Origin of the sequence: Pseudomonas sp. EA_5y_Pfl2_R50, from assembly GCF_963970475.1 — a bacterium.
Classification (GTDB): Bacteria; Pseudomonadota; Gammaproteobacteria; order Pseudomonadales; family Pseudomonadaceae; genus Aquipseudomonas.
In genome coordinates this window covers 272,815-284,938 of record NZ_CAXAPT010000002.1, presented here as the reverse complement: position 1 = coordinate 284,938, position 12,124 = coordinate 272,815, and the positions used below count along the sequence as shown (strand labels likewise).

11 protein-coding genes are annotated in these 12,124 nt (G+C 59.8%); 1 reads left to right on the top strand and 10 read right to left on the bottom strand.

Features of this window, described 5'->3' with window-relative positions; genetic code table 11:
* Positions 1–9: 9 nt before the first annotated feature.
* The 7 genes from aroB to AACY19_RS04505 all read right to left on the bottom strand — a co-directional run bounded on the left by aroB (position 10) and on the right by AACY19_RS04505 (position 6,654).
* The gene (gene aroB / locus AACY19_RS04535; protein ID WP_339448350.1) at positions 10–1,110 is read right to left on the bottom strand and encodes a 3-dehydroquinate synthase; all 1,101 of its coding nucleotides are present in this window, start codon (positions 1,108–1,110) and stop codon (positions 10–12) included.
* Positions 1,111–1,261: 151 nt separating this feature from the next.
* Complete coding sequence (aroK, locus tag AACY19_RS04530) at positions 1,262–1,780, bottom strand: shikimate kinase AroK (protein WP_045122260.1); 519 nt, start codon at positions 1,778–1,780, stop codon at positions 1,262–1,264.
* Positions 1,781–1,784: 4 nt separating this feature from the next.
* Positions 1,785–3,866, bottom strand: a complete 2,082-nt coding sequence (gene pilQ, locus AACY19_RS04525; protein WP_339448348.1) for a type IV pilus secretin PilQ — start codon at positions 3,864–3,866, stop codon at positions 1,785–1,787.
* A 13-nt stretch (positions 3,867–3,879) separates the two neighbouring features.
* Entirely contained in the window at positions 3,880–4,407 is a 528-nt protein-coding gene (locus AACY19_RS04520) for a pilus assembly protein PilP (protein WP_339448346.1), read from the bottom strand.
* Positions 4,404–5,027, bottom strand: a complete 624-nt coding sequence (gene pilO, locus AACY19_RS04515) for a type 4a pilus biogenesis protein PilO (RefSeq protein ID WP_339448344.1) — start codon at positions 5,025–5,027, stop codon at positions 4,404–4,406. The genes AACY19_RS04520 and pilO overlap by 4 nt, the downstream gene beginning before the upstream one ends.
* Positions 5,024–5,590 carry a PilN domain-containing protein gene (locus tag AACY19_RS04510; protein ID WP_339448342.1) on the bottom strand — a complete coding sequence of 189 codons (567 nt, stop codon included), beginning with the start codon at positions 5,588–5,590 and terminating at the stop codon, positions 5,024–5,026. The genes pilO and AACY19_RS04510 overlap by 4 nt, the downstream gene beginning before the upstream one ends.
* On the bottom strand, positions 5,590–6,654 hold the full coding sequence (locus AACY19_RS04505; RefSeq protein ID WP_339448340.1) for a pilus assembly protein PilM: 1,065 nt from the start codon (positions 6,652–6,654) through the stop codon (positions 5,590–5,592). Before AACY19_RS04505 ends, AACY19_RS04510 begins: the two co-directional genes overlap by 1 nt.
* Positions 6,655–6,873: 219 nt before the next feature.
* On the opposite strand from AACY19_RS04505, the gene AACY19_RS04500 reads away from it, so the two are divergent.
* Positions 6,874–9,318 (top strand): penicillin-binding protein 1A, encoded by a 2,445-nt coding sequence (locus tag AACY19_RS04500; RefSeq protein WP_445262290.1) that lies wholly within the window; start codon positions 6,874–6,876, stop codon positions 9,316–9,318.
* 209 nt (positions 9,319–9,527) lie between these two features.
* Here the strand turns inward: AACY19_RS04500 and AACY19_RS04495 are convergent, their stop codons facing one another.
* From AACY19_RS04495 to rpmE, 3 genes are all read right to left on the bottom strand, one after another.
* Positions 9,528–10,796 carry a malic enzyme-like NAD(P)-binding protein gene (locus tag AACY19_RS04495; RefSeq protein ID WP_103305454.1) on the bottom strand — a complete coding sequence of 423 codons (1,269 nt, stop codon included), beginning with the start codon at positions 10,794–10,796 and terminating at the stop codon, positions 9,528–9,530.
* A 183-nt stretch (positions 10,797–10,979) separates the two neighbouring features.
* Positions 10,980–11,762, bottom strand: coding sequence for a thermonuclease family protein (locus AACY19_RS04490; RefSeq protein ID WP_339448332.1), 783 nt, complete (start codon positions 11,760–11,762; stop codon positions 10,980–10,982).
* Positions 11,763–11,803: 41 nt separating this feature from the next.
* On the bottom strand, positions 11,804–12,025 hold the full coding sequence (gene rpmE / locus AACY19_RS04485; protein ID WP_064585593.1) for a 50S ribosomal protein L31: 222 nt from the start codon (positions 12,023–12,025) through the stop codon (positions 11,804–11,806).
* Positions 12,026–12,124 lie beyond the last annotated feature (99 nt).

The following is a 12,124-nucleotide window of genomic DNA, read 5'->3' as shown; positions in this document are numbered from 1 at the left end:
GGAATCTTATTAACCTTTAAGCTGAGCCAGGGCGCGGTAATCCGCTCCCAGCGTGGCCTTTAGAACCTCTTTCGGATAATCGTCGGTCACTACCGCTTCGCCCATCCGGCGCAGCAGCACCAGGCGCAGACGACCGTCGATCACTTTTTTATCAATTGCCATGTGTTCCAGAAAATCCGCTTCGGTCATTTCCGTGGGCGGGATCACCGGCAGGCCGGCCTTCTGGAACAGACGAATGCCACGATCACGCTCCTGCTCACTGATCCAGCCAAGGCGCGCGGACATTTCCAGCGCCATCACCGTGCCAGCTGCGACAGCCTCACCGTGCAGCCAGACACCATAGCCCATGTGGGTCTCGATGGCGTGACCGAAGGTGTGGCCGAGGTTGAGCGTGGCGCGCACGCCGGTTTCCTTCTCATCAGCACCCACCACCGCCGCCTTGGCGGCACAGGAGCGCTCGATGGCGTAGGTCAGGGCCTTCTGGTCCAGCGCACGCAGGGCATCGACGTGTTCTTCGAGCCAGGTCAGAAACGGCTCGTCGCAGATCAGACCGTATTTGATGACTTCTGCCAGACCGGCGGACAGTTCGCGCTCCGGAAGCGTTTTCAGGGACGCGGTATCGATCAACACCACGTTCGGCTGATAGAACGCGCCGACCATGTTCTTGCCCAGTGGATGGTTGATACCGGTTTTGCCGCCCACCGACGAATCGACCTGAGACAGCAAGGTCGTTGGAATCTGGATGAAATCGACGCCGCGCTGGTAGCAAGCGGCAGCGAAGCCGGCCATGTCGCCGATCACACCGCCGCCGAGGGCGATCACGGTAGTGCGACGGTCATGACGGGCGGTCAGCAGGCCGTCGAAAATCAGTTGCAGGGTTTCCCAGTTCTTGAAGGCTTCGCCGTCGGGCAACACCACCGAGATTACCGAGAACTGCGCAAGACTGCGGGTCAGACGTTCGAGATAAAGCGGCGCAACGGTCTCGTTGGAGATGATTGCCACTTGCCGCCCGTGGATATGAGGAGCCAGCAACTCGGGCTGATCCAACAAACCTTCGCCAATATGAATCGGGTAGCTGCGCTCGCCTAGATCGACCTTGAGTGTCTGCATGTGTCCCCACAGTGAAGATGGAAGCAGGCGTCCTGCCCTGAATTTTTGGTTGTCTGCGGCCTATAGCGGGTATGACGCCGCTCGCACGCCATCCGCCACAACCTCGGCAGCTGTGACAGGACGCCGAGGATAGCGCATTTCGAGCGATGCTTTAACGGGGTGGAAGCTGTGCGAGGCGGTCGAGAATGTCGAGCACCACCATGCGTGGCGGCCGCTCGTCGGTTTCCACCACCAGATCGGCGATTTCTCGATACAGCGGATCACGGATCGCCAGCAGATCACGCAGGGTTTTCGCCGGATCGGCCGTGCGCAGCAACGGTCGATTGCGGTCGCGAGAGGTGCGGCCGACCTGCTGTTCGACGGAGGCATGCAGATACACCACACGCCCGCCCTCATGGAGAGCCTTGCGATTGGCGTCGCGCATCACCGCGCCCCCGCCGGTCGCCAGCACCACACCGTCGAACGCGCACAGCTCGGCGATCATCGCTTGCTCACGGTCACGAAAGCCGGGCTCGCCTTCCTTGTCGAAGATCCACGGGATATTGGCGCCCGTGCGCAGTTCAATTTCCTTGTCGGAATCTTTGAACGGCAGGCGCAGCTCTTTGGCCAGCAACCGGCCGATGGTGCTTTTTCCAGCGCCCATCGGTCCTACAAGAATCAAATTTCGCACAGAATCAACGACTCACAGCAATCGCCTGGTTATTCATGATACGCGGAGTGAGAAATACCAGCAGCTCGGATTTTTTCTCCGAAACCACATCACGCCGGAAAAGGCGGCCAAGATACGGCACATCGCCAAGAAATGGCACCTTATCTACGACCTTGCTTTGAGTATTTGAGAAAACGCCCCCAATTACGATGGTTTCGCCGTCATTGACCAGCACCTTGGCGTTGACCTCGTTTTTCTTGATCGGCGGTACATCCTGCACTTTGTTCAAGTAATCCGGTTCGTCCTTGGTGACTTTGACCTCCATGATGATGCGGTTGTCAGGAGTGATCTGCGGCGTCACTTCCAGGGACAGCGAGGCCTCCTTGAAAGACACCGAGGTAGCGCCGCTGGAACTGGCCTCCTGATAGGGAATCTCGGTGCCCTTGAGAATCTTGGCGGTCTCTTTGTCGGAGGTGACCACTTTCGGCTGCGAGACGATTTCACCGTTGCCGGTTTTTTCCATGGCTGTCAGTTCGAGGTCGAGCAGGACGTTGTCGGTGATGAACGCAATACCGATTCCCGACGTGTTGCCCACCGTCCCCATGTCGACGAACGGCGAATTGGTGCTGGTGCTGCCCGGTGTGCCGATGGTGGTCGACGAACCGTTGCTGACCCCGGAAGTGTTCCAGTTGCCCTTGTTCTGAATCGAACCGCCCCAACGCACGCCCAGACTCTTGTCGTAATCGACATTGGCTTCGACGATCCGCGCTTCGATCATCACCTGACGCACCGGAATATCCAGTTGCGCCACGATCCTTCGCAGCTCGTCGAGGCGATCCTGGGTCTGGTAGGCAATGATGTTGTTGGTCCGCTCATCGACGGTGATCGAGCCGCGCTCGTCAATTTTCGCCTCGGCGCTGGTCACCGACTGGAACAGCTTGGCGATGTCCGCCGCCTTCGCGTAATTCACTTGCAGCAGCTCCCGACGCAACGGCGCCAGTTCGGCGATCTGCTTCTGCGATTCCATTTCCTGACGCTCACGGGCCGCAATCTCATCCGCCGGCGCCACCAGCAGCACGTTACCGATCTTGCGTTTGTCCAGGCCCTTGGTCTTCAACACCAGGTCCAGGGCCTGATCCCACGGCACGTTTTGCAGACGCAGGGTGATGCCGCCCTGCACCGTATCGCTGGCCACCAGATTGAGGTTGGTGAAGTCGGCGATCAGTTGCAGCACCGAACGCACATCGATGTCCTGGAAGTTCAGCGAGAGCTTTTCGCCAACGTATACCTGACGATCAGCGTTACGCCTCTGCAGGTCGTCAGCGGTGATCGGGCGGATGCTGACGGTCAGCTTGTTGTCGGTCTGGAAAGTGGAATACTCATACGTGCCATTGGGCTCGACAGTAATAACCGTGCGATCACCGGTCACGCCGGCATTGACGAACTGCACCGGGGTGGCGAAATCCTTGACGTCGAGACGCACCCGCAGCTTTTCCGGTAACTGGGTGCGTGCGAATTCGAGGATGATCTTGCCGTCATGCTCCTGAATGTTCGGGGCAATGGTCGGGTCCGACAGATCGATGATCACATTGCCCTCGCCTGTCGTGCCACGCTGAAAATCGACACCGCGAATCGCCCGGGTTTTCGCCACGAACGGCTTGGCCGATGACGCTACGGCAATCGGTGCGGGCGGTGCGACAGTCGCAGGACGCGGTGCTGCTGCCGGTGCGCCCCGCCCCACCACGACAAACAGGTTGTTGCCTTCAACCCGCGTGTTGTAGGGCGTCAATTGCGTGAGACTGACGATCAGCCGCGTGCGATCCTTGGCCTCTACGACCGTTGCGGTGCGTGCATTGCCGCTGCCCAGGTCGAGATTTTTGCTGGCCAACTGGCTGGTGACACCGGGCAGATCGAGGGCAATGCGCGCCGGTGATTCGGTGGTATAGCCCTTGGGCTGCGGCGGCGGGCCGTCGAACGACAGCTTCAGTTCAATGCGATCCCCAGGCAACGCCGCCACGTCCAGCGTCTTCAGACTGGCCGCGAGTACCATCGGCGACATCAGCGCTATCCATAGCGAAAAACCGAGGGTGGAGAAAATCCTGTTCATTGTTCGACTTCCACTATGAATGCTCTTTCAAAGGAATGGTGCGCGGACGCTCCAGCCAGGCGCCCTGGCCGTCCGGGACGATTTCGACCACATCGACCTGGTTGGCGCTGATGGCGACGATGCGCCCGTCGTTGCGTCCCAGGTAATCGCCCACCTTCAGGCGATGCACCCCGCCAGCCCCGCGCAACAGCGCGAAGGAGCCGGAGGCATTGGCAATCGTGCCGACCATCTCGAACTGCTCGATGTTGAAACCTTCGAGGTATTGCTTGATCCGGTCAGGATCGGGCTTGACGTTGCGCGAGCCGTGCTTCTGCCCGGCCACATCGACCCGCACCTGACGCGAAAACGGGCTGCGCAGGTTGGCGGCGCTGTACGTGAATGTCGGGTAAGACCGGAATGTCGGGGTCGGTTCAATCTTCCCCGACGGGCGCAGGCGCACCTCATTCATGTAGGCGTCGAGGTCGCCGAAGTCGTCGCTGTACCCACAACCATTCAATGCCAACAGCGCGATCGACACGGCGAGATAACGAAACGGGATCATTTCTGCAGCCCTTTGTCGTTATAGCGGTATGTCTTGGCGAGGATGCTCATGCGCAACTTCGTCCCGCCTTCGGGGTTGGCCGGGGCCAGCTCGAAATCATGCAGCGTGACGATGCGCGGCAGCCCGGCGACGCCGCTGACAAAAGTCGCGAGGTCGTGATAGGCGCCAGTGACGGTGATCTGGATCGGGAGTTCGATATAGAACTGCTGGGCGACTTCCGGCAGCAGTTTGATTTCTTCGAACTCCAGACCGCTGCCCAGGCCAGTACGGGTAATGTCTTCCAGCAGCCCCGGCACTTCGGTGTCGCTGGGCAATTGCCGCAACAGCACGCCGAAGGTATTTTCCATCTCCTTCATTTGCTGGGTATACAGCTCCAGATTGGCCGACAGGCGCGCCTTGCTGGCGAACTGCTCCTTGAGCGTGGCCTCTTCTTCCCGCCTGGCTTCGAGCTGGTTTTCCATGTCGCTGATGAAAAAGTTATAGCCAAGCGCCAACACCAGCACCATCAACAACGCCCCGGCCATGACTTTCACCGCAGCAGGCCAGGAACCGATGTTGCTGGTGTCCAGATCATTGAAATCGATGCTGCGCAGGCTCTCCAGCCATTCGGACGGCTTCATTGGTCGTCCTCCAGATCCTTGGGCTGCGTCTGGCGCACAGTCAATTCAAAGGTATTGGACTGTTCCACCTGATCGGCTGAGGTCGCTTTCACCTCGTTGAGGCTCGGGGCATCGAACCAATCGGATGCGTCCAGATTGCGCATGAGCTCGGAGACACGGTTATTGGATTCGGCGGCGCCACGGATAGACAACGTTTTACCGGCCATCTTCACGTCGGTGAAATACACCCCGTCCGGCAGCGTGCGCGCCAGTTGATCGAAGATTCGCCCGCTGATCTGCCGGTTGCCCTGCAAGTCCTGAATGATGCGCATACGCTCGACCAGTTGCTGGCGGCGTGCCTTGAGATCACTGATCTGCTTGATCCGTTCGTCGACCACGGCGATCTGCTTGCCGATGTAATCGTTGCGCGCCATTTGCCGCTCAATGGCGGCGCTGATGACCTGATCGGCGATCAGCACCGCTCCGACCGATCCGACCACCACCCCGGTCAGCGCCAGCAGGAAGCGCTTGCGCCGTTCTTCGCGGCGCTCTTCGCGCCAGGGTAAGAGGTTGATCCGCGCCATCAGTCGAAGCTCCTGAGCGCAAGCCCGCAGGCAATCATCAGGGCTGGCGCGTCACTGGCGAGCGCCCCTGCGTTGACCTTGCTGCTCAGGGCCATGCTGGAAAACGGGTTGGCAACCTGGGTCGGAGTGTTCAGTCGCTGTTCGATCAGTCGATCCAGGCCCGGCACCGAAGCGGTGCCACCGGCCAGCAGAATGTGATCGACCGCGTTGTATTGCCCGGAGGCGAAGAAGAACTGCAGCGAGCGCGACACTTGCTGCACCAGCGCGTCGCGAAATGGCTGCAACACTTCGCCGACGTAATCATCGGGCAGACCGCCCTGTTTCTTCGCCAGCCCGGCCTGTTCAATCGTCAGGCCATAGCGGCGCTGGATTTCCTCGGTCAATTGCCGACCACCGAACAACTGCTCGCGGGTATAGATGATCTTGCCGTTATGCAGGACGCTGAGGGTGGTCATGGTCGCACCGATGTCGACCACCGCCACGGTCAGGCGCTCTTGCGAGGCAGCCAGTTGCGTAGCCAGCAGGCCGAACGAGCGCTCCAGCGCATAGGCTTCGACGTCGATCACCCGCGCAGTCAGCCCGGCGAGGGCCAGCGCCGCTTCCCGGACTTCGACGTTTTCCTTGCGACAGGCGGCCAGCAGCACGTTGACCCGTTCGGGATTGCGCGGCGAAACACTCTGGACTTCGAAGTCGATGGCCACTTCGTCCAGCGGATAGGGAATGTATTGGTCGGCTTCGATCTTGAGCTGGTTTTCCAGTTCGTCATCGGAGAGCCCGGCGTCCATCTCGATGATCTTGGTGATCACGGCGGAACCGGCCACCGCCACGGCTACGTTCCTGAGTCCGGTCCGTGCCTTGACCAGCACCCGGCTCAGCGCCTGCCCCACCCCTTCGAGCTCGGCGATGTTTTTCTCGACCACGGCGTTCGCCGGCAATGGCTCTACAGCGTAAGCTTCGACCCTGTAGCGATCACCCTGACGGCTCAGCTCCAGCAGCTTCACCGACGTCGAACTGATGTCGATCCCCAGTAATGTATTGGCCTTTTTATTGAAGAGTCCCAGCACTACCAATTCCCTATGACTTTCCGTGAGTTACGGACTCTGTAATACGCATTGCGTTCCTTCACCCCGTCTTGACAGAAGCGCAAATGACGCCCCCAGCAGAAAAGTGCTTATAATGCCCAGCGTTTTTTTCTGCTTTTTACTGCCAGCGCGGTCCGTTCTGTGTGTTACCGGAACCCCGACGCCAAATTCATTCTTTGCCCTGGATGTCCAAACGCCTTGATTCGTCTGCTGAAATTTTTCGGTTGGTCCATCGTCGCCGTTTTCTGCGGACTGCTTTTAGGTCTCAGCGGCGCGTTTCTTTACCTTAGTCCGGGTTTGCCGTCTGTGGAGGCGCTGAGAAGCATTCAGTTGCAGATTCCGCTGCGCGTGTACTCCAGCGACAACAAGTTGATCGCAGAATTTGGCGAAATGCGCCGCACACCGATCCGTTTCGCCGACATTCCCCCCAACTTCATCAATGCGTTACTAAGTGCTGAAGACGACAATTTCGCCAACCACTATGGCGTCGATCCGGGCAGCCTGATGCGCGCCGCGACCCAATTGGTCAAAAGCGGGCACATCCAGTCCGGCGGCAGCACCATCACCATGCAGGTGGCGAAGAACTTCTTCCTGACCAGCGAACGCAGCTTCTCGCGCAAAACCACCGAGATTCTTCTGGCCCTGCAGATTGAACGGCAACTGACCAAGGACGAGATCCTTGAGCTATACGTCAACAAGATCTACCTGGGTAACCGCGCCTATGGCATCGAGGCGGCAGCGCAGGTGTATTACGGCAAGTCGATCCGTGACATCAGCCTGGCGCAGATGGCGATGATCGCCGGTTTGCCGAAAGCCCCGTCACGCTTCAACCCGCTGGCCAACCCGGCACGCAGTAAAGAGCGTCGTGACTGGATCCTGGGGCGCATGTACAAGCTCGGCAAGATCAGCGAGGCGGATTACACCGCCGCGATCAACGAACCGCTGAACGCCAGCTATCACGTACCGACCCCGGAAGTGAACGCGCCGTACATCGCCGAAATGGCCCGTGCGGAAATGGTCGGTCGTTACGGCAGCGAGGCCTATACCGAAGGCTTCCGCGTTACCACCACGGTGCCGAGCAACCTCCAGGAAATGGCCAACACGGCGCTGCACGAAGGCTTGATGACCTACGACCAGCGTCACGGCTACCGTGGCCCCGAGTCGCGCCTGCCGGGCAAGACTCGCGAAGCCTGGGCCAGCGAGCTGACCAAGCAACGCACCATCAGCAGCCTCGAACCGGCCATCGTGACTCAGGTCGACAAGAACGGCCTGCAAGTGCTGACCCGCACCGGGGAAGAGTATGTGGCCTGGGACACCATGAAATGGGCGCGTCCGTTCCTCAATACCAACAGCATGGGCGCCAACCCGCGTCAGCCGTCGGATGTCGCGCAGGTCGGTGACCTGGTCCGTGTGCAGCGTCAGAAAGACAATTCGCTGAAATTCAGCCAGATTCCGCAAGCCCAGGGCGCACTGGTGTCGCTGGACCCGCAGAACGGCGCAATCCGTTCGCTGGTCGGTGGTTTCGCGTTCGAACAGAGCAACTACAACCGCGCCATGCAGGCCAAGCGTCAGCCAGGTTCCAGCTTCAAACCGTTCGTCTACAGCGCCGCGCTGGACAGCGGTTACACCGCCGCCACGCTGGTCAATGACGCGCCAATCGTGTTCGTCGATGAGTACCTGGACAAGGTCTGGCGTCCGAAGAACGACACCAACACCTTCCTCGGCCCGATCCGCCTGCGCGAAGCGCTGTACAAGTCGCGTAACCTGGTGTCGATCCGCTTGCTGCAGGCGATGGGTGTCGGCAAGACCATCGACTACATCACCCGCTTCGGCTTCAACAAGCAGGACCTGCCGCCGAACCTGTCGCTGGCACTGGGTACTGCAACGCTGACGCCAATGGAGATCGCCACCGGTTGGAGCACGTTCGCCAACGGCGGCTACAAGATCACTCCGTACATCATCGACAAGATCGAAAGCCGCAACGGCGACATGCTGTTCGTCGCCAATCCTGCGACCGTGCCTCAGGGTGGCTCGGCGACGGACGGTATTGCTGCGCCGGAGGCTCAATCGTTCACGGTCAATGCCGCACCGGTTCCGGGTGAAGCACCGGGGAACGCTGCAGTACCGCCAGCGCCGGCAGTGGCTGAACGCATCGTCGATGGCCGCACCACGTACATCCTTAACAGCATGTTGCAGGACGTGATCAAACTCGGCACCGGTCGTCGTGCATTGGCGATGGGGCGCAGCGACATCGCCGGCAAGACCGGTACGACCAACGAGTCGAAGGACGCGTGGTTCTCCGGTTACAACGCCGATTACGTGACCACGGTCTGGACCGGTTTCGACCAGCCGGAAAGCCTGGGCCGCCGCGAGTTCGGCGGCACCGTGGCGCTGCCGATCTGGATGAACTACATGTCGGCGGCGCTGAAGGACAAGCCGCCGCACGTGCAGCCTGAGCCGGAAGGCATCCTCAGCCTGCGGGTGGACCCGGTCAGCGGTCGTGCGGCAACGCCAAGCACACCGGGCGCGTACTTCGAGCTGTTCAAGTCTGAGGACACGCCGCCGTCGGTGAATGAACTGGGCAACGGCATCGCGCCGGGCAGCCCGCTGCCGGCGGATGAACAGGCGCCGATCGATCTGTTCTGATCCCGCAATATTGAAAAGCCCCGCCTTCGATTGAAGTGCGGGGCTTTTTATTGCCTGAAGATCAAGAGCCCCTCACCCTGGCCCTCTCCCCCGGGAGACGGTTAGGGTGAGGGCCCTTGCCGATATGAAATGCGATCCTGAAAATTCCCGAAAACAAAAAAGCCCCGACTCTCACGAGCCGGGGCTTTCGCTTGAAGCATTACAACGGCTTAGCCGTTGAACACGTCATCCACGCTTTTGAGCGGGTAGTTCTTCGGATACGGCAGGGTCGCCACACCGGTCTCGATGGCCGCTTTGGCCACAGCGTCGGAGATCAGGGTGATCAGACGCTTGTCCATTGGCTTCGGAATGATGTACTCACGGCCGAATTCCAGCGGTGCACCACCGTAGGCGTCGCAGACGTCCTGAGGAACAGGCAGCTTGGCCAGTTCACGCAGGGCATTGGCCGCCGCCACTTTCATTTCTTCGTTGATGCGCTTGGCGCGAACGTCCAGGGCACCACGGAAGATGAACGGGAAGCCCAATACGTTGTTGACCTGGTTCGGGTAGTCCGAACGGCCGGTGGCCATGATCACGTCGCTACGGGTGGCGTGAGCCAGCTCCGGGGAGATTTCCGGGTCCGGGTTCGAGCAGGCGAACACGATCGGGTTGGCTGCCATCGACAGCAGACCTTCAGCGCTCAGCAGGTTCGGGCCAGACAGACCGACGAACACGTCAGCGCCTTGCAGGGCGTCAGCCAGGCTGCGCTTCTCGGTGGCGTGGGCGAACACGGCTTTGTACTGGTTCAGGTCGTCACGGCCGGAGTGGATCACGCCGGTACGGTCAACCATGAAGATGTTTTCGATGCGAGCGCCCATGCTCACCAGCAATTTCATGCAGGAGATGGCGGCAGCGCCGGCGCCCAGGCAGACGATCTTCGCTTCCGGCAGGGTTTTGCCAGCGATTTCCAGGGCGTTGATCATGCCGGCAGCGGTCACGATGGCGGTGCCGTGCTGGTCGTCGTGGAACACCGGAATGTCGCACTGCTCGATCAGAGCGCGTTCGATCTCAAAGCACTCAGGTGCCTTGATGTCTTCCAGGTTGATGCCACCGAAGGTGATGGAAATGCGCTTTACGGTGTCGATGAAGGCCTGCGGGCTTTCGGAATCGACTTCGATGTCGAAAACGTCGATGCCGGCGAAGCGCTTGAACAGAACGCCTTTACCTTCCATGACTGGTTTGGAAGCCAATGGGCCGAGGTTACCCAAGCCGAGAATCGCGGTGCCATCGGAAATGACTGCAACCAGGTTGCCCTTGCCGGTGTATTTGTAGGCCAGTTCAGGATCGCGAGCGATCTCACGCACTGGTTCAGCTACGCCGGGGCTGTAGGCCAGCGACAAGTCGCGAGCGGTAGCAGTGGCCTTGGTGAGCTCGACACTCAGCTTCCCTGGACGAGGATTGGCATGATATTCGAGAGCGGCAGTTTTCAGATCAGACATTTTGGCATTCCGCTTTTTACTGTTGGACAGACTGGTCAGCGAGGATACGCGCCTCGCAAAGTCCCCACAAGACTGAGCAGTCACCCCTGTCAAGCGCCCTGTCCTACGACTTTGGGCCAAGAGCCACGGCGCACAAGGGCTTGACTGTTCACAATCAACAGAAAAAATGTCTACAATTTTTCTTCAGCGGGACGTTTGCAGCATCGCCGGATCAGTCAGTGGCATTAGCCAGCGTGACTGCCCCGCTTTCAGCCCACCATTGCGCGAACGGTCGACGACCCAGCCTCGGGCCTCGACCTGCCTGCCCTTTAGCGCCTGCAATCGGGCATTGTCGAATTGTCCGACCAGATTGGGCGCAACGCGCAATACAAGTGAGCCTTGCAACTCGATCCAGATTCCGCCGCGATTGCGCTGAACTTTGCTCACACGTCCACTGATCAGGGCAAATCCGGAACGCTGGATCTGCTCCGCTTTCAGTACAGGAGACTGGCGCCAGACACCCCTTGCGGCCTGTCGCGCGTCGTTTTCTGCCGCTTGCTGGCAGGCAACAAGATCGACATTCGGCGCCACGGCAACCTGGAAACCGAGGCCATCGGCGAGCATCTGCGCCTCGAGATTGGCGCCGCTGGCGCCATAAAGATGAGCGAGGGTACGGCCGTAATGGTCTTTCGCCTGTTTGCCGAGGCGCAAACCGAGCTTCCCGCCGCTGTCATCCACCAAGGCTTGCAGGCGTTTACGCGCCGCTACTGCGAAAGCTTCGTCGCTGCGGCCCTGCTTGCCCAGTTCAGGCGTATTCAGGCCAATCATCCGCACACTGCGGCCGTCACGCAGGCGCACTGTGTCGCCATCGACCACGCGCTGCACTTCGACGTGGCTCAAGCCCGAGGGCGACGGGCAAAAGGCCTGCGCGCCAGACAGCCAAATCGCAGACACAAAAAAGGCGCCCGCAAGGGACGCCTTTTTCATCAGTCTGGAAAAGCCGGTACGACCTTCCAAAATGATCAGCCTCAGGCTTTTTTGCCAACGCCGAAAGTAGCGAAACGGTCTGCGAACTTCTGCACGCGGCCGCCGGTGTCCAGAGTCTTCTGCTTACCGGTGTAGAACGGGTGGCATTCGTTGCAAACGTCGATCGCCAGGGCTTTGCCGAAGGTCGAACGAGTTTCGAACTTGTTACCGCACGAGCAGGTAACAGCGATTTCTGGGTAATTCGGGTGGATATCGGCTTTCATGGTGTATTCCTCAGGCTAGCGTGCCGCCACCCAACACTATTGTTGAATACCGCACGTAATTAGGCCGCGGATTCTACCAGACCTTTTCAATCACGCAAG

Bases quoted from the DNA above. Each gene is read 5' to 3' on its own strand.
- aroB (WP_339448350.1), bottom strand. From the start codon at position 1,110: ATGCAGACACTCAAGGTCGATCTAGGCGAGCGCAGCTACCCGATTCAT.
- pilQ (WP_339448348.1), bottom strand. From the start codon at position 3,866: ATGAACAGGATTTTCTCCACCCTCGGTTTTTCGCTATGGATAGCGCTG.
- AACY19_RS04520 (WP_339448346.1), bottom strand. From the start codon at position 4,407: ATGATCCCGTTTCGTTATCTCGCCGTGTCGATCGCGCTGTTGGCATTG.
- pilO (WP_339448344.1), bottom strand. From the start codon at position 5,027: ATGAAGCCGTCCGAATGGCTGGAGAGCCTGCGCAGCATCGATTTCAAT.
- AACY19_RS04510 (WP_339448342.1), bottom strand. From the start codon at position 5,590: ATGGCGCGGATCAACCTCTTACCCTGGCGCGAAGAGCGCCGCGAAGAA.
- AACY19_RS04495 (WP_103305454.1), bottom strand. From the start codon at position 10,796: ATGTCTGATCTGAAAACTGCCGCTCTCGAATATCATGCCAATCCTCGT.
- AACY19_RS04490 (WP_339448332.1), bottom strand. From the start codon at position 11,762: ATGAAAAAGGCGTCCCTTGCGGGCGCCTTTTTTGTGTCTGCGATTTGG.
- rpmE (WP_064585593.1), bottom strand. From the start codon at position 12,025: ATGAAAGCCGATATCCACCCGAATTACCCAGAAATCGCTGTTACCTGC.